The sequence below is a fragment of the Ureibacillus sp. GCM10028918 genome, assembly GCF_042666115.1.
Lineage (GTDB): Bacteria > Bacillota > Bacilli > Bacillales_A > Planococcaceae > Ureibacillus.
In genome coordinates this window covers 502,531-520,651 of the sequence record NZ_JBHTFK010000005.1, presented here as the reverse complement: position 1 = coordinate 520,651, position 18,121 = coordinate 502,531, and the positions used below count along the sequence as shown (strand labels likewise).

The 18,121-nt window shown below is 38.4% G+C and carries 16 protein-coding genes and 1 pseudogene; 16 read left to right on the top strand and 1 reads right to left on the bottom strand.

All coding sequences use genetic code 11. The features are described 5' to 3' along the window. The first annotated feature begins 153 nt into the window (after nt 1–153). The 14 genes and pseudogenes from ACFQU5_RS05755 (at nt 154) to ACFQU5_RS05690 (ending at nt 14,376) form a co-directional block, all read left to right on the top strand. The gene (locus ACFQU5_RS05755) at nt 154–1,026 is read left to right on the top strand and encodes a YicC/YloC family endoribonuclease (RefSeq protein ID WP_390286526.1); all 873 of its coding nucleotides are present in this window, start codon (nt 154–156) and stop codon (nt 1,024–1,026) included. A gap of 179 nt (nt 1,027–1,205) precedes the next feature. Beyond that, the gene (gene gmk / locus ACFQU5_RS05750; protein ID WP_390285649.1) at nt 1,206–1,823 is read left to right on the top strand and encodes a guanylate kinase; all 618 of its coding nucleotides are present in this window, start codon (nt 1,206–1,208) and stop codon (nt 1,821–1,823) included. 3 nt (nt 1,824–1,826) lie between these two features. Further along, nucleotides 1,827–2,051 (top strand): DNA-directed RNA polymerase subunit omega, encoded by a 225-nt coding sequence (rpoZ, locus tag ACFQU5_RS05745; RefSeq protein ID WP_390285647.1) that lies wholly within the window; start codon nt 1,827–1,829, stop codon nt 2,049–2,051. A gap of 382 nt (nt 2,052–2,433) precedes the next feature. Next, a pseudogene (gene coaBC / locus ACFQU5_RS05740) lies at nt 2,434–2,979 on the top strand (bifunctional phosphopantothenoylcysteine decarboxylase/phosphopantothenate--cysteine ligase CoaBC); the annotation flags it as partial. Nucleotides 2,980–2,984: 5 nt separating this feature from the next. Further along, nucleotides 2,985–5,399, top strand: coding sequence for a primosomal protein N' (gene priA / locus ACFQU5_RS05735; protein ID WP_390285645.1), 2,415 nt, complete (start codon nt 2,985–2,987; stop codon nt 5,397–5,399). 79 nt (nt 5,400–5,478) lie between these two features. Next, nucleotides 5,479–5,970: a peptide deformylase gene (def, locus tag ACFQU5_RS05730; RefSeq protein WP_390285643.1), complete on the top strand. Its 492-nt coding sequence runs from the start codon at nt 5,479–5,481 to the stop codon at nt 5,968–5,970. A gap of 2 nt (nt 5,971–5,972) precedes the next feature. Continuing rightward, nucleotides 5,973–6,914, top strand: coding sequence for a methionyl-tRNA formyltransferase (gene fmt, locus ACFQU5_RS05725; RefSeq protein WP_390285641.1), 942 nt, complete (start codon nt 5,973–5,975; stop codon nt 6,912–6,914). After that, a complete protein-coding gene (rsmB, locus tag ACFQU5_RS05720) occupies nt 6,911–8,269 on the top strand; it encodes a 16S rRNA (cytosine(967)-C(5))-methyltransferase RsmB (RefSeq protein ID WP_390285639.1) in 1,359 nt (452 codons plus the stop codon). Before fmt ends, rsmB begins: the two co-directional genes overlap by 4 nt. Before the next feature lie 27 nt (nt 8,270–8,296). Continuing rightward, entirely contained in the window at nt 8,297–9,436 is a 1,140-nt protein-coding gene (rlmN, locus tag ACFQU5_RS05715) for a dual-specificity RNA methyltransferase RlmN (RefSeq protein WP_390285636.1), read from the top strand. A gap of 13 nt (nt 9,437–9,449) precedes the next feature. Next, nucleotides 9,450–10,196: a Stp1/IreP family PP2C-type Ser/Thr phosphatase gene (locus tag ACFQU5_RS05710; protein ID WP_390285634.1), complete on the top strand. Its 747-nt coding sequence runs from the start codon at nt 9,450–9,452 to the stop codon at nt 10,194–10,196. 2 nt (nt 10,197–10,198) lie between these two features. Next, on the top strand, nt 10,199–12,172 hold the full coding sequence (pknB, locus tag ACFQU5_RS05705) for a Stk1 family PASTA domain-containing Ser/Thr kinase (protein ID WP_390285632.1): 1,974 nt from the start codon (nt 10,199–10,201) through the stop codon (nt 12,170–12,172). A 4-nt stretch (nt 12,173–12,176) separates the two neighbouring features. Then, nucleotides 12,177–13,058 carry a ribosome small subunit-dependent GTPase A gene (rsgA, locus tag ACFQU5_RS05700; protein ID WP_390285630.1) on the top strand — a complete coding sequence of 294 codons (882 nt, stop codon included), beginning with the start codon at nt 12,177–12,179 and terminating at the stop codon, nt 13,056–13,058. A gap of 2 nt (nt 13,059–13,060) precedes the next feature. Continuing rightward, the gene (gene rpe / locus ACFQU5_RS05695; RefSeq protein WP_390285628.1) at nt 13,061–13,726 is read left to right on the top strand and encodes a ribulose-phosphate 3-epimerase; all 666 of its coding nucleotides are present in this window, start codon (nt 13,061–13,063) and stop codon (nt 13,724–13,726) included. After that, on the top strand, nt 13,726–14,376 hold the full coding sequence (locus tag ACFQU5_RS05690; protein ID WP_390285626.1) for a thiamine diphosphokinase: 651 nt from the start codon (nt 13,726–13,728) through the stop codon (nt 14,374–14,376). Before rpe ends, ACFQU5_RS05690 begins: the two co-directional genes overlap by 1 nt. 767 nt (nt 14,377–15,143) lie before the next feature. Here the strand turns inward: ACFQU5_RS05690 and rpmB are convergent. Continuing rightward, nucleotides 15,144–15,332 (bottom strand): 50S ribosomal protein L28, encoded by a 189-nt coding sequence (gene rpmB, locus ACFQU5_RS05685; RefSeq protein WP_036202868.1) that lies wholly within the window; start codon nt 15,330–15,332, stop codon nt 15,144–15,146. Between the two features lie 414 nt (nt 15,333–15,746). Between rpmB and ACFQU5_RS05680 the strand changes: the two genes are divergently transcribed. Next, on the top strand, nt 15,747–16,109 hold the full coding sequence (locus tag ACFQU5_RS05680) for an Asp23/Gls24 family envelope stress response protein (protein WP_036202871.1): 363 nt from the start codon (nt 15,747–15,749) through the stop codon (nt 16,107–16,109). 18 nt (nt 16,110–16,127) lie between these two features. After that, complete coding sequence (locus ACFQU5_RS05675) at nt 16,128–17,780, top strand: DAK2 domain-containing protein (protein ID WP_390285623.1); 1,653 nt, start codon at nt 16,128–16,130, stop codon at nt 17,778–17,780. Nucleotides 17,781–18,121: the final 341 nt, after the last annotated feature.

The window sequence follows — 18,121 nt, the reverse complement described above, 5'->3', positions numbered from 1 at the left end:
TTTGAATAGTGGTAAGTTAAATTCTATTTCACATTATACTATAGTTCTTATGTGTTTCCTCCAATATTTACTTTTTCTATAGCTCTGAGATTAAAAATTTCCTCCGATGTGTTATACTTGGAATAGTATGCAAAGAAAGGTGTGATGACCTTGGTGCGTAGTATGACCGGTTTTGGCAGAGGTGTCACAGCTACGAATAACTATCAACTGACTGTTGAAGTTCGTTCAGTGAATCATCGATTTTTAGAAATTTATACGAAATTTCCAAAAGAGTGGTTTGAGGCTGAAATCGCTACAAAAAAACAGTTATCCCAATATATCAAACGTGGGAAAATTGATGTTGTGGTTAACTTAAAAGCAATTGGAAACGAAACTTTAACGGTCCAAATTAATTGGCCATTAATCGAAGCTTATAAAAGTGCAAAAGAAGAGCTTCGTGAAGTCGTACCATTAGAAGAAAAATGGTCGATGCAAGAAATCCTTTCATTAGAGAACGTTATATCTTATGAAAAGCAGGAATTATCACTTGAAGAGTTAATGGAAGCGATTAGTGTAGCCGTGAAAGATGCAGCAGAGAAGTTGGTTGACATGCGAATTCAGGAAGGTCAGCAGTTAAAACAGATCTTATTAAGCTATAATAATCAGCTAAAAGAACTAATCCAACTAATTCGTGGATTGTCCGGTGAAGCAGTTAATAAGTTTCGTGACAGGTTAATGGAACGTCTGAAAGAAATTGGCAATTTAGAGGTAGTAGAAGATCGGATTCTGGCAGAGGTAGCAATTTTTGCTGAGAAGATTGATATTTCAGAGGAACTCGATCGCTTGGATAGCCACTTTAAGCAATTCGAAAGTACAATTGAAGAGTCAGATTCCATTGGACGTAAATTAGATTTCCTAATGCAGGAAATGCATCGTGAAATTAATACGATTGGTTCTAAAAATCAAAATTCAGTCATCTCCGTTGCAGTTGTTCAATCTAAAACAATTTTAGAAAAGATGCGTGAACAAGTACAAAATATTGAATAATACATGTATCCCACACTTAATCAAGTAAGTAAAACCATTGCTTGTCAAAGCCCGAGAAAGTAAAACTTAATAATTATTCGGATGAAAAAAGTCCCCATTAGCCCAAGTTTTACTTTATACTGTAGTAATCATTAAAAATATTGTTGTAAAAGCAGTAAGTAAGGGAGAAGTAGAGAACAATGAGAAAAGAACGAGGCTTATTAATTGTTCTATCAGGCCCATCAGGAGTCGGTAAAGGAACAGTGCGTAAAGAACTTTTTTCGAAGGCCGGCACTAATTATGAATACTCCATTTCAATGACAACTCGTGCACCACGTGAGGGAGAAATTGATGGAGTTGATTATTTCTTTAAATCGCGTAATGAATTTGAAGCGCTGATTGAGGAAGGCGGCTTATTAGAGCATGCTGAGTTTGTTGGCAACTATTATGGCACACCACTTGCCTATGTGAATGAGACATTGGATGCAGGACGGGATGTGTTCCTGGAAATAGAAGTACAGGGGGCTGCACAAATTCGCGAAAAAGCTCCAGAAGCTCTGTTCATCTTCCTGGCACCACCTAGTATTTCAGAGTTGCAAAATCGTTTAATTGGACGCGGTACTGAAACAGAAGAAATTATTAAAAAGAGAATTGACACGGCCCGCAATGAGCTTGAAATGATGAGTTTATATGATTATGTGGTTGAAAATGATGAAATTCAAAATGCATGTGATAAAATAAATTCAATCATTGTTGCAGAACATTGCCGCCGTGAACGTATTGAAAAAACTTATTTGTCTATGTTGAGAGGAGAATAAATTATGTTATACCCATCTATTGATGCTTTAAAAAATAAAATCGATTCAAAATATTCTTTAGTGAGCTTAGCTTCTAAACGTGCTCGCCAAATGCAAGAAGAAGGCGACGAGTCATTATCGAAATACGTATCATACAAACCAGTAGGGAAAGCATTAGAAGAAGTAGCAGCTGGTGTTCTGAAAAAAGAAAAACAAGACGAATCAACAATTTACGAAGACGAAGTGTAATAGTGTTAGGAACTAGATACTGATACAATTAACGCCACTTAGGCAAAGTTAAACTTATTCAAAATTTGATTCAGAAGAAATTTTTTCATAGTAGACGCGGAGTACTGCGTAAGTTTGCGTCCTATGTACAGAAGTTACAGAAGGAACGATAATCTTGAGTACGCCTTTCACAAAAGCCGGTGACAAAAACTCAGGCGTACTGCGCATCACTCCCATGACCAACGTCGTTTTGGACCCTAAGCGCGCTCACCAGAGGTTTTATAGAATTCTTAATCCAGAATCTATAATCTTTATTAGTATTTCTAGTTTGTAGATATGTTGTGATTAGGTAGCTCCCGAAGAATTTTTCTTTGGGAGCTTGTCATTTGAAAGGAGATAAGTTATGCGAAAAAATATTTTACTTTGTGTATCAGGCGGGATTGCGGTTTATAAAGCGGTTGCACTTGTCAGCAATTTAACGAAAGCGAATTTCAATGTAAAAGTGATGATGACAGAATCTGCAAGGAAGTTTGTAACGCCCCTTAGTTTTCAAGTGATGTCAAAAAATGATGTGTATTTTGATACCTTTGACGAGAAAGACTCAAGTAAAATTGCACATATAGATTTGGCAGACTGGGCTGATTTGATTCTCGTTGCACCAGCGACCGCTAATGTGATTGGGAAACTTGCTAACGGTATTGCCGATGACATGGTGACCACTACCTTACTTGCTGCAACATGCCCTGTTTGGCTGGCTCCAGCTATGAACGTACATATGTATGATCATCCTGCTGTAAAACGTAATATTGCTCAACTAGCAACGGATGGCTGTTCCTTCATCGAGCCATCTGAAGGATTTTTGGCTTGTGGGTATATCGGGAAAGGCCGCTTGGAAGAGCCGGAAAAAATTACGCAGATTGTGGTCGATTTCTTTAATAAAGAAGCAAAAAATAAATGATTACGGTAGCAGAAGTCATCGTGGATGTTGCTGCATATCCTGTCGATCGCCCCTTCGATTATTTAGTGCCTGCTGAAATGACACAAATTATTGAACATGGTTGTCGAGTAAAAGTACCCTTTGGACCACGAAATGTACTCGGATTTGTTGTTGCTATCAAAAATGAAACTGATGTCCCACTAGAAAAAATCAAACCTGTTTCGCAACTTCTTGATATAGAACCAGTTTTAACCGCTGAAATGCTAGATCTTGCAAAATGGTTAAAGAATGATACCATCTGCTATGAAATTGATGCCTTACAGGTTATGCTCCCGTCTGCTTTAAGGGCAAAGTATGAAAAAATTGTTCACTTACAAATGGATGTTGAACATTTACCAGATTCATTACAAAAAATCTTTGGGACTTCTCAACATGTAAGTGTAAAAGTATTTGAAAAAAATAACTTGCTTCCCGAGTTAAAGCAAGCTTTAAAAAACAAACAAGTCTCGATTGAAAATATCGTGAAGCAAAAAGGGAAAATAAAGGAAGTTCGAAAAGTTCAAATTAATGAAGATGTACAAAAGTTGATGGAGATTCATCACAATATTTCTAATCGTGCCAAGAAGAAAAAGCAGCTTGTGGAGTGGATGCAACATCATTCGGGTGAAATAATGGATCCTGAAGTAATTTATAAAGAAACAAATTCTTCATCGCAAGTATTAAATGCAGTGGTCGAATTAGGAGCAGCATCCTTTGTTCAAAAAGAAGTATTTCGGGATCCTTTTGCAAAAGAAGTTAAAAAAACGAATTTTTTGAGCTTAACAGATGAACAGTCGGTCGCATTAAATCAAATTATGGCGGCTATTGATGAAAAGCAGCCGGATACCTTTTTGTTACATGGGATAACGGGCAGTGGCAAAACGGAAGTGTATCTGCAAACAATTGCAAAGGTTTTGGATGATGGCAAAGAGGCAATCGTCTTAGTTCCAGAAATCTCCTTAACACCGCAAATGACAGAACGTTTTCGTTCGCGTTTCGGTGAATTGGTAGCAGTCATGCACAGTGGTTTATCTGTTGGCGAGAAATATGACGAGTGGAGAAAAATACATCAAGGGAAAGTAAAGGTAGTAGTAGGGGCGCGTTCAGCAATTTTTGCTCCTTTCGAAAACGTAGGGATCATCATTTTGGATGAAGAACATGAATCTACGTATAAACAAGAGGATTCCCCTAGATACCATGCCCGGGATGTTGCCATATGGCGTGCTAGGTATCACCAATGTCCAGTAATATTAGGAAGTGCAACCCCTTCATTGGAATCTTTTGCGCGTGCAAAGAAAAATGTATATACATTACTTACATTACAACAACGTGCATTAAAGCAATCTTTGCCTAAAGTTGAAATAGTCGATATGCGTGAAGAACTAAAAAAGGGAAATCGCTCAATGTTTTCCCAAAGTTTAGTGGAATCAATTCAACTGCGTCTAGATAGAAAAGAGCAAATTGTTTTATTTTTAAATCGACGCGGCTATTCATCTTTTGTCCTATGCCGGGATTGTGGTACTGTCCTGCAATGTGAAAATTGTGATATTTCATTAACTTATCATCGTAAAAATGAAAAATGTAGATGTCATTATTGTGGCTACGAAATACATGTACCGAAGACATGCCCGCAATGTCAAAGTGAACATATTCGTTTTTTTGGAACAGGTACGCAAAAAGTAGAAGAGGAGTTAGCAAAACTCTTCCCTGGGGCTAGAGTATTGCGAATGGATGTCGATACGACACGGACAAAGGGCTCTCACGAACAATTACTACAAGCATTTGGTGAGGGGAAGGCAGATATCTTACTTGGGACACAGATGATTGCAAAGGGTCTAGATTATCCCAATATTACATTGGTAGGGGTATTAAGTGCCGATACGTCTCTTCATCTACCAGACTTTAGAGCCGCAGAAAAAACGTTCCAGCTGTTAACGCAAGTGAGTGGACGTGCGGGAAGGCATGAAAAACCTGGAGAAGTAGTTGTTCAAACATATACACCAGAACATTATGCAATCGAATTATCCCAAGCCCAAGATTATGAGCCTTTTTATGAACGAGAAATGCATATGAGACATCTTGCAGGCTATCCCCCTTATTATTATTTGGCACTCGTTCAAGTATCCCATGAAGATGTATTGATGGCAGCTGATTATGCAGGGAAAGCAGCCGAATGGTTAAGTTCACAGCTTTCATTTAAGGTGTCGATCATTGGGCCAACTGCCGCTGGTATCAGTCGTCTCCAAAATAGATATCGCTACCAATGTTTGATAAAATACAAAGTAGAACCAGATTTAATCCCGACTTTATTGCAACTGATTAAAATCTACCGTACAGACTGGATTAAAAAAGGCATTAACTTAACCATAGATCTAGATCCAAACATGATTTAAATATAGATTAAAATGTTTCAAATAATATTTATCTTAAATTCAATAAGCTTAGAGAAGTGTAGAAAGAGGTAAACTAATAATGGCAATTAGAGAAGTAGTGAAGCATCCGGCTAAGGTGCTTACAGCAAAATGTAAAGAAGTAACAGAGATAAATGAAGAAATAATTACACTTCTTGATGATTTATATGACACGATGGTAGAGCATGATGGTGTTGGGATTGCAGCACCTCAAATTAATGTACCACTACGCGCGGCAATTGTAGAACTTGGTGAAGAACGTGATATTTTAGAAATGATCAACCCAACAGTAATTGAAACTTCTGGAGCCGAAGTTGATATAGAGGGATGTTTGAGCTTCCCAAATTTGTTTGGTGAAGTGGAGCGCCCAACATACGTGAAAATTGAGGCGTGTGATCGTGAAGGAAGAGTATATGAATTAGAAGCAGGTGGCTTTGATGCTCGTGCAATTCTTCATGAAATTGATCATTTAGATGGTATTCTATTTGATTCTAAATTAATTCGAGTTGTCACTGAAGAAGAGTTGGCTCAAATGTATAGCGAGGAGGAGTAAGGATGACGTCAGTTGTTTTTATGGGGACGCCAGATTTTTCTGTCCCTATTTTACGAATGGTTCACGAGGAAGGGTATGAAGTATTAGCAGTAGTTACTCAACCCGATCGTCCGGTCGGTCGTAAAAAAGTGTTAACACCGCCTCCTGTGAAAGCTGAAGCTTTACGTTTAGATCTTCCTGTAATACAACCTGAAAAACTGCGCAACTCTGAAGAGCTGCAAGAAATTCTAGCCTTGAATCCGGATATTATCATTACAGCAGCCTTTGGGCAAATCTTGCCGAAAGCTTTACTTGATGCACCTCGTCTTGGTTGCATTAATGTCCATGCTTCATTATTACCGAAATATCGCGGTGGAGCACCGATTCATCAAGCCATCATTGATGGAGAAGAAAAAACAGGTGTAACAATTATGTATATGGCCGAAAAATTAGATGCCGGTGACATTATTACACAACGTGCGATTGCGATTGAGGATGAAGATAATACAGGGACAATGTTTGAAAAGTTAAGTGTAGTAGGGAAAGAACTACTAAAAGACACATTGCCTCTTATTATCGAAGGAAAGAATGAACGAATTTCTCAGGACGAAGACCAAGTAACGTTTGCTCATAATATTTCGAGAGAACAAGAGCGCGTAAATTGGGCAAATAGTGCAAGGAATGTGTTCAATCAAGTTCGCGGTTTAACTCCATGGCCAACAGCTTATACAACTTTCCAAAGTGAAAATGTGAAATTGTGGTCAGTCAAAGAGGGCGAGAGTGTTACAACACAGACACCGGGTCAAGTTGTGAAAATTAATAAAGATAGCTTTGAAGTTGCTACTGGTGATGGAAAATCTATTGTTATTTTAGAATTACAGCCTTCTGGAAAAAAACGAATGACTGCCCAAGACTACCTGCGCGGAACTGGATCTAAACTAGCGATAGGGGACCAATTTGAATGACGAAAAAGAAAGAGCAAATTTGGGACGGCAATGTCCGTGATGCGGCATTGACAATCCTGTTAGCTGTGGATAAACACCAAGCCTACAGTAACCTTTTACTAAATCAAACGATCAATAAATATAAGCTGGAAGCAAAAGACCGTGCACTGCTTACCGAATTAACGTATGGTACGTTGCAGCACAAATATACACTTGATTACTATTTAGAGCCTTTTATCAGAGGGAAGATGGATCTTTGGGTAAAGTGGCTGCTTCGACTTTCATTGTACCAAATGGAATATTTGGATCGAGTTCCTGACCATGCAGCGGTAAATGAAGCAGTTGAAATTGCAAAACGTAGAGGACATAAAGGAATAGCCGCTGTTGTAAATGGTGTATTACGTTCTATTTTACGGCAAGGTGTTCGTTCCATTGAAGAAATTAAAGAGCCTACGAAACGATTAGCAATCGAAACGAGTCATCCAGACTGGTTAGTTGAGCGCTTTGTTGAAGCATACGGGATTCAAAAAACAACTGAAATGCTACATGAAAATAATGTACCACCGCTCCTTTCTGTTCGTGTAAATACAACGAAGGCAACAGTTGAGGAAGTAGTGGCATTATTAGCGCAAGAAGGTGTACAGGCAGAGCAAAGTAAAGTAATGCCTGAATGCCTTCACTTAATAGGTGGACAACCCTCCAGAACAAAAGCATTTAAAGATGGATATATTACGATTCAAGACGAAAGCTCTATGATGCCTGCTAATGCCCTTAATCCACAGCCTGGATGGCGTGTATTAGATATGTGTGCAGCTCCAGGTGGGAAAACAACTCATATGGCGGAAAAAATGAACAACGAAGGCTCTATCCTGGCGACAGATATACATCCACATAAATTGGATCTGATTGATGAGACAAGTACAAGACTTGGTCTAGGAATTATCCAAACTGCTCCAGTTGATGGGCGTAAGGCCGCGCAATTCCTGGAAGCAGAATCATTTGATGCAGTCTTGGTAGACGCCCCTTGTTCGGGATTAGGGGTTATGAGACGGAAACCGGACATTAAATATACAAAACGTGAGGAAGACTTATCAAGACTTCATGAGATACAGCTAGAACTTCTAGACAATGCAGTGAAGGTCCTTAAAAAGGGCGGACGTCTAGTTTATAGTACATGTACTATAAATAAAGAAGAAAATGAAGAAACAGTACAAGCATTTTTAGCGTCCCATCCGGAAATGGAATCCACTCCACTAGAAAATTTACCGAAAGAACTATTAGAAAGAAGCCAGGGTGGCATGCTACAAGTATTCCCGCAAGATATTGGGAGTGATGGGTTTTTTGTTGCTGCCTTTCGAAAAAGCGAACAAGATTAGACATAAAAAGGAGAATCCGAATTACTAATGGATCAAAATAATATTAATGAACGTATACAAGACTTGGTAGAAGAGACTGAAAACAAGCCGGTACGTCGCGAGAAAAAAGAAAAACCTCAGTTAAAAGAATCGATCTATTCATTGCGTCCCGATCAATTAGAGGAATGGTTAACAGAAAACGGCGAAAAAGCTTTTCGTGCCGGACAAATCTATGAATGGTTATATGAAAAGCGAGTAAAAACGTTTGAAGAAATGTCGAACTTGTCAAAAGCACTGCGTGAAAAGTTAGCAGAGAATTTCTTATTAACAACACTTTCAACTATTATTAAGCAGGAATCAAAAGATGGCACAATCAAGTTTTTATTCCAGCTTCAGGATGGCTACTCAATTGAAACTGTATTAATGCGCCATGATTATGGAAATTCTGTCTGTGTAACGACACAAGTAGGATGTCGAATTGGATGTACGTTCTGTGCATCGACACTTGGCGGATTAAAACGTCACTTATTAGCTGGTGAAATTGTTGAGCAGGTTGTAAAAGTGCAGCAAGAACTGGACTCAGTAGATGAACGTGTATCACATATCGTAATTATGGGAATCGGTGAACCATTCGATAACTACGATGCAATGATGAACTTTTTAAAGGTCATTAATAATGATAAAGGGTTAAATATTGGTGCTCGGCACATCACAGTATCCACATCTGGTATTGTACCGAAAATCTACGAATTTGCAGATGAGGAATTACAAATCAATTTTGCTGTTTCTCTCCACGCACCAAACCAGGAAGCACGTCAAAAATTAATGCCGATTGCCCGTGCCTATAAACTGGACGAATTATTAGAAGCTGTTCGTTATTATACAAAGAAAACTGGCCGTCGCGTGAGCTTTGAGTATGGTTTAATGTCAGGGGAAAATGATTCAGTTGAAGTTGCAGAGGAATTAGCTGATTTAATTAAAGGCATTAAATGTCATGTGAACTTAATTCCAATTAACTATGTACCAGAACGTGATTATATTCGTACGTCTCGAAACAGTATTTTTGCTTTTGAAAAAACATTGAAGAAACGTGGAATTAACGTAACGATTAGACGAGAGCAAGGCGCTGATATAGCAGCAGCTTGCGGACAATTACGAGCACAAGAACGCCAGGAAGAAACAAAGTAGGTAGGTGACTTATGTGAAGTTTACAGTCGAAAGTGATATAGGACGTAAACGTATGGTTAATGAAGATCGGGTTGCTTTTTTCGAGCATCCCGATCGCTTTAAGCTCGCCATTTTAGCCGATGGTATGGGTGGCCATAATGCTGGCGATGTGGCTAGCGAAATGGCGATTGAAGAGATGAAAACTAATTTCCAAAACATAGACGTCACAAAGCTAGACTCAAAAGAGACCAAAAGACAATGGATGCTTGAAACAATTCAATCGGTAAATGAAAAGATCTATAACCATTCTTTATCACATGAAAACTGTAAAGGGATGGGGACTACCCTAATTGCTATGCTGATTGATGAGAATGACTGTCTAATTGGACATATTGGGGATAGTAGAGTCTATTATTTCACTTCCGATACTGTCACTTTAGTAACACGAGATCACTCATATGTTAACTTTCTTGTGGAATATGGAGAAATTAGCGAAGAGGAAGCTGCAAATCATCCTCAAAAAAACTTTATTGTTAAGTCTCTTGGCACAGAAAGTACTATTGACCCGGATTTTTATGAGCTTGAATTAGAACCGGCAACGAATGTGTTAATCTGCTCGGATGGTTTAAGCAATAAACTGTCCACTGAAGAGATGGCCGCTATTTTAACCTTGCCACTATCAATTAATGAAAAAGGCAAGAAGTTAATACAATTAGCAAATGATTCAGGTGGAGAAGATAATATTTCAGTGATTTTATTATCAAACGATGAGGAGGTGTAGAGATGCTTGAAGGAAAACGAATAAATGACCGTTATAAAATATTAGACCTTATTGGTGGAGGCGGAATGTCGAATGTGTATTTAGCACACGACATGATTCTTAATCGTGATGTGGCCGTGAAGATTCTGCGTTATGATGCAGCAAATGAAGAAGAATTCCATCGCCGTTTCCAAAGAGAAGCATTATCAGCTACAAGCCTTACACATTCTAATATTGTGAGTATCTTTGATGTTGGAGAAGATCAAGATATGCACTACATCGTGATGGAATATATAAAAGGCAAAACATTGAAACAATACATAAATGAGTTTTCGCCTTTATCTCCCGCCAGAACTGTACAAATCATGAAACAATTAACATCGGCAATTGCCCATGCACATGAAAATCAAATTATTCACCGTGATATTAAACCCCAAAATATTTTGGTTGATCATGAAGGGAATGTGAAGGTTACCGATTTCGGCATTGCCACATCATTAACTGCAACGAGTTATACGAAAACAAATTCTGTAATTGGGACGGTTCATTATTTATCACCGGAACAAGCTCGTGGAGGTACGGCTACAAGCCAGTCCGATATTTATGCACTTGGGATTGTACTATATGAATTATTAACAGGCGAACTTCCTTTTTCCGGGGAATCTGCTGTATCCATTGCTTTAAAGCATTTGCAGGCACAGACGCCGTCAGTAAGAGCGTTTGACGCATCAATCCCACAAAGCTTAGAGAATGTCGTCTTAAAGGCGACTGCAAAAAGTCCCTTGCATCGTTATTCGTCAGTTGAAGAGATGGAGGCAGATCTTCAAACCGTTTTATCGCCTAATCGCAGTAATGAAATGAAGTTTATTCCGCCGATTGATGATGATGAGACAAAAGCCATTCCAATTATTAAAGAACCACTTCCAATCGGTGAAATAGCAAATACCAAAATCTTAAATCAAGAGACAGGTAAAATCGAAAAAGTAGAGCTGACTAAAAACAAAAAAGAATCAAAAGGCCAAAAGAAGAAAAAAAGCCGTGGGAAAATTTGGGGAATTGTCCTTGCCTCGATTCTAATTGTAATTTTAGCTGCGATTTTGTTATTTAACTTGTTAAGTCCTAAGCGAGCAGAAATACCGGATGTGGCTAATCTAGATATAGATGAGGCAACTGAAATCCTTGAAGGCGCCGGCTTTGTTGTTGGTGAAACGAAAGAAAAACATTCAGCGGATATTGAAGAAGGACTTGTAGTTGAGACAAATCCGAAATCTGGTTTAACGCGTGTGGAAGGTACAGAAATCGATCTATTCATTAGCTTAGGAATCGAAACGGTTGAAATGGATGACTATGTCGATAAACAAATTGATCAGGTTATTTCTATACTTGAAAAAAGTGATTTTCTTGATGTGAAAGTAAATAGAGTAGAATCGGAGCAACGTGAAGGAACAATAATTGAGCAAGAGCCTAGTGCAGGTGAAGAGGTTGTACCAGGTGAAACTGAAATTACACTTACGGTTAGCGAAGGAATAAGCTATGGTACCGTTGAGGACCTTTCTGGCTATAATAAAGCTTCCCTAAGAGGATATGAACAAAGATCTGGTTTTAGGGTAGAAATCGCCGAAGAGCATTCGGATAGTGTTCCGGCTGGTGAAGTCATGGACCAAACTCCGAAAGCTAACGAAAGCCTGGAATTAGGCGGCAAAATACACGTCGTCGTTTCGAAGGGGCCAAAAGAAAAAGAATCTAAATTATATGTAAAAACGATTGAAATTCTTTATGAGCCAGACGAGTTAGGTGTTGAACAAGAGGTTCGTATCTTTATTCAAGATAAAAACCATACAATGGTGGAACCTTTTGATGTATTTACCATTACAGAGGATACTTCTTATAAGATTGAATTAGAAATTACTGAAGATCAACCAGCAGCATATCGAGTAGAACGTGATGCTATGAGGACTCATGAACAAACGATTCCATATAACAGTGTTGAGGAGTGAAACAATGGCTGAAGGCCAAATCCGTAAAGCGTTAAGCGGCTATTATTATGTCTATTACAATGAGGAGCTAGTACAATGTCGTGGCCGCGGTGTTTTCCGAAATAGAGGAGAATCACCGCTAGTTGGGGATCATGTTGATTTTACCAAAGAAGGCGACTCGGATGGAACGATCATGAAAATCCATCCGAGAACAAATGAACTTGTACGTCCGCCTATTGCGAATATCGACCAAGCACTTTTAGTGTTTTCCGTAAAGGAACCAGATTTTAATACGATTCTACTGGATCGCTTTTTAGTTGTTTTAGAATCCTTTAATGTAGAACCGATTATTTGTTTAACAAAAATGGATTTATTGACGATTGAGGAAAAAAGCAGCCTTCAAAGCTATATTGATGATTATAAGGGGATTGGCTATGAAATCATTGAAACGTATAAAGAGGATTCCTCTTTATTGGATCGTTTACAGCCAATCCTGAAAGGTAAAACATCTGTTTTAGCAGGGCAATCTGGTGTTGGTAAATCGACGTTATTAAATACTTTAGTACCTGAATTAAATTTGGAAACGGGTGTTATTTCTCAAAGTTTAGGTCGAGGAAAGCATACAACCCGCCATGTTGAGCTAATCGAAGTTTGTGATGGACTTCTAGCTGACACTCCAGGCTTTAGCTCCTTTGATTTTGATACAATTGAAAAAGAAGAATTAACTGCATGTTTCCCTGAATTTAGCAGACTGAGTGAAGGTTGCAAGTTTAGAGGTTGTTTACATATAAAAGAACCGAAATGTGCAGTAAAAGATGGACTCCACTCAGGAGAAGTGAACTCTTATCGTTACGAGCATTATCAACAGTTTTTACAAGAAATTATTGATCGAAAGCCGAGGTATTAGCGATGATTAAAATTGCACCATCCATTTTGTCTGCAGATTTTGCAAGATTGGGACAAGAAGTGAAAGAAGTAGAAGCTGCTGGGGCAGAGCTGATCCATATTGATGTCATGGACGGACACTTTGTCCCAAATATTACAATGGGACCTATTGTTGTTGAAGCATTGCGTCCTATTACACAATTACCACTGGATGTTCATTTGATGATTGAAAATCCAGATAATTATATCGAACAGTTTGCAAAAGCAGGGGCAGACTATATTTCAGTACATGTGGAGGCGTGCAGACATCTGCATCGCACAATTCAACTAATTCGTTCACTCGGTGTGAAAGCAGGCGTTGTATTAAATCCACATACACCGATTGACACGATCCAGCATATATTGGAAGACATTGATTTTGTATTATTCATGACTGTTAATCCAGGCTTTGGAGGTCAAAAGTTCATCTCTTCTGTAGTTCCTAAAATTGAAGCTCTGTCAAAAATCATTAAAGAACGCGGTTTGGCGATTGAGATTGAAGTTGATGGTGGCATTACTGCCGAAACTATTGGCGTTTGTGCCAAAGCAGGTGTCACGATGTTTGTAGCAGGCTCTGCTATTTATAATCAGGATAATCGAGCAAAAGCCCTACAAGAGATTAAAACAGCTGGAGAGGCTGCAATTCAATAATGACAAGTGTTGTCGTGTGTTCAGGTGGGCCAAGGGGTGAACTTTGCTCATTTGATGAGTTTAAGTCTAAAAATGCACTTTTTATAGGTGCTGACAGAGGAGCTCTTTATTTAATAGAAGAAGAGATTGTACCCACCGATATTGTAGGTGACTTTGATTCGTTATCTGAAGAAGAGTGGCAACAAGTATCCAATATTGCACTTAACATTGAAAAGGTTCAAGCGGAAAAAGATGATACAGATACAGACCTGGCACTTTTGAAGGCTGTAACATACACGCCATCTGAAATTTACTTAACAGGAGTAACTGGAGGAAGATTGGATCACTTTGAAGCAGCACTTCGTTCTATGTACCGTATTCAAGTTAAGTATCCGCATATTCATATAAAAATTATAAACTCTCAGAATGAAATTCGCATACTATTGCCTGGGGAACATACTATAATACGAGATGAAAAGTTTCGATATATTTCATTTTTTGCTTATCAAAATGAAGTAGAAAATGTGACGATCCGAGGCGTAAAATACGAGACTACAAACGATCGCATTGAAATTGGCACTTCTCGATTTACTAGTAATGAATTGATTTCTAGCCTTGGGTATATCTCCTTTTCATCAGGCATATGTTTAATGATAAGAAGCAGTGACTAAAAAGGAGGGCCAGCATTTGAGAGTTTATACATTTCAATTGCCGAAATTTGTTAGTAGTCTTACACGTAGTTGCATTAATTTATTCACAGGCGGCGGAAAGAAGAAGAAAAAGGATTAGTGTGAATTTTATTTTTCCCGCAATTAGTTGCAAGTCAAGCCCCCAACCTATCTGAAAGAGTATAAATTCAATGATTAGGTGGGGGTCAACCGAAACGAAAGTAAAACAGCTATTGGTACGGCCACTAAGAATATTGGTTACATAAGTGTTGTCACAAAGTAGCCAATCATTTGCATGTTGGTCATGTGTAGGATTCGGCAAATTGTGATGCGCTTAGTTTTTGTTGGAGTAATCAATCGGTGGGGACTAAGAGCAAACTAAATGTGACTTTTGTGTCTAATGTCCTCATTCTTTCATCCATGTGTTTCGCAGGTACCCATTGATTGGCGATTCATTCTAACAGCTTTATTGTAAATTATAATCATCAAAGTGAATAACTTAGTAAAACAAAAAGAACTGTCCTCCAGATAAAATGGGACAGTTCTTTTTCAACATTACGAGAACAAAAGCGCAAACGCCCTGTCTAGCCCGCGTCGACGAAAAACCCGATCCTTTGGCAACCCATGACTTGCATCCTGTAAGCTCCAAGCTGCTTGCGATGTAAAATAACTAATTCAGAAAGAATTACACAGCAAGATTTTATAATTTCAGTAACAATAAAAAAGCATCAATTTTTACAAATGTAAAAATCGATGCTTTACAGGTTAGATTAAACGCGTTCAACTTTACCAGATTTAAGCGCACGAGCAGAAACCCATACACGTTTTGGTTTACCGTTCACTAAAATACGAACTTTTTGTAAGTTTGCACCCCAAGTACGTTTGTTAGCGTTCATTGCGTGTGAACGATTGTTGCCTGAACGAGTTTTTCGACCAGTTACTACACATTGTTTAGGCATGTATATTCCCTCCTTACAGATGAATCTGAAAGATTGTTTTTCAGTTCTTTATTTCACATACTTTAATAATTTAACATAGTCAGGAATCCTATGCAATAGTTTTCACATAACCTTTCAAGAAAAAATCCTTTACAGACTGAAAAAGAGTGTTAGAAATGGAAATACTATAAAAAAACAACTATGATATAAAGAAAAGCGGAAGGTGCTCGCATAGCGCCTGCAGCTAGACACTGCTCAAGTATAGCAAACAAATTTACCGATTAAGGATAAGGCATCGGTGTAGTAATAGTATTGGCTATTTGATTAATAATGGGAAATTGGACAATATGTAGACGAATACCTAGGTTTTCTTTTATAATCAATTTTTGTGTAGTACAATAGAATTTAGTGAAAATGAGCCAAGGGGGCAAAGTCATGTCAGTAGAGATTAATAATGATTTCGGCCATATCGATATTTCAAACGATGTAATTGCACAAATTGCTGGTGGAGCGGCAATTGAATGCTATGGTATCGTTGGAATGGCATCAAAACATCAAATTCGTGATGGATTAACTGATATTTTACGAAAAGAAAACTTTGCAAAAGGTGTAATTATTCGTCAAGAAGGACAAGACCTTCATATTGACATGTATATTATCGTTAGTTATGGAACGAAAATTTCAGAAGTGGCTTATCAAGTTCAATCAAAAGTAAAATACACAGTAAACAAAACATTAGGTATGAGCGTTAAATCAGTAAATATTTTTGTTCAAGGCGTTCGTGTAATGAATGTGTAAGAGGAGGATTTAAATCGGATGAAGTCATTAGACGGAATCAAATTTGCAGAAATGGTGCAAATGGGTGCCCATAATTTATCTCAGAATGCAAATTATGTTGACTCTCTAAACGTATTCCCGGTTCCAGATGGAGACACAGGTACAAATATGAACCTATCTATGACATCGGGTGCAAAGGAAACGGAAATTAATGTTGGGAAGCATATTGGGAAAACAGCACAAAATTTATCAAAAGGATTATTAATGGGTGCGCGAGGCAATTCAGGAGTAATCTTATCTCAATTATTTCGCGGTTTCGGAAAAGCGATCGAAAAAGATAGTGAAATTGATGCAATCCAATTTGCTAATGCGTTTCAAGCGGGTGTAGATACTGCCTATAAAGCAGTTATGAAGCCAGTGGAAGGAACAATTTTAACAGTTGCACGTGAAGCAGCCGCAAAAGCTGTGGAAGTTGCGCAAGAAGAAGACAGTATTATTGCTGTTATGGAAGCAGTGGTGAGTGAAGGGAAAAACTCACTAGACCGTACACCTGATCTTTTACCTGTCTTAAAAGAGGTTGGCGTTGTCGATAGCGGTGGTCAAGGTTTACTATTCGTTTACGAAGGATTCCTTGCATCCTTAAAGGGGGAAGCGCTTCCAGCTAAAAATGATGCATCATTAGATGATTTAATTAGTGCAGAGCATCACCGTGCCCAGGATTTCATGAGCACAGAAGATATCGAATTCGGCTATTGCACGGAAATCATGGTTCGTCTTGAACAAGAAAAAGAACCGTTTGATGAAGCAAAATTCCGTGAAGAACTAAATGTAATGGGTGACTCATTACTTGTTGTATCGGATGAAGAGATCGCAAAAGTACATATTCACTCTGAAACACCAGGAGCGGTACTTGCTGCAGGTCAAAAATATGGTAGCTTAATCAAAATTAAAGTTGATAATATGCGTGAACAGCATTCTTCAATTGTGAATGATTCATCAGGTACTCCTGCAAGTGCACCGAAGAAACAAGAAAAACACCCTTATGCGGTCGTTACAATTGCTATGGGTGAGGGAATTGCTGAATTACTACGCAGTATCGGCGCTTCATATGTCATTGAAGGTGGTCAAACAATGAACCCTTCAACTGAGGATATTGTAAAAGCTGTTAAGGATGTAAACGCTGAACGCGTGTTAATCTTACCGAATAATAAAAATATTGTTATGGCAGCAGAACAAGCAGTTGAATTGTTAGATATCGAAGCAGCTGTTGTTCCGACTAAAACAATTCCTCAAGGTATGGCGGCTATCTTGGCATTTAACCCTGAAAGCTCTGTTGCGGACAATAAAGAAGGTATGACAGACGCTTTCTCTCACGTTAAAACAGGTCAAGTAACTTTTGCTGTTCGTGATACAACCATTGATGGTGTAGAAATTCATAAAGATGACTACATGGCGTTAGCTGAAGGCAAAATTATCTTATCAACGCCGCGTATGTCAGAAGCTGCAGAAAAAGTTGTCGCTGAATTAGTTGATGAAGATTCCGAAATCGTCACAGTTATTTACGGTGAAGATGCAACAAAAGCACAAGCAAATGAGTTGGCAAGCTTCATCGAAGAAAACTACCCTGACGCAGAAGTAGAAATTGTAGAAGGAAAACAATCATTATATCCATTTATTTTATCAGTTGAGTAATTGAAGATGTGAGAATGCCGGGTAAGCACCGGTATGCTTGGGACACCAATTTTCCTCGCTATAAAAAAGCTGACCCAAAAGTTTGTTGAATGTTAACAACTTTTTGTGGTCAGTTTTTTGCTTTTGCGATTCTTGTTCTTAAGGGTGGAATACAACCTGTCTATAAGACGAAACACGGCCATAACGAATAGTGGGTAGTCGAATGGAAGATGTCGAAATGACCAAAAGCGGTGCAACGGGAGGAGAATTCCTAATAGTGAACGTCGAGATCACTGAAAAACAGGAAAGTATATTATTCTTTGCAATTACAGCTTGTGTTTTAAGTATTGAGCTACTCTGGT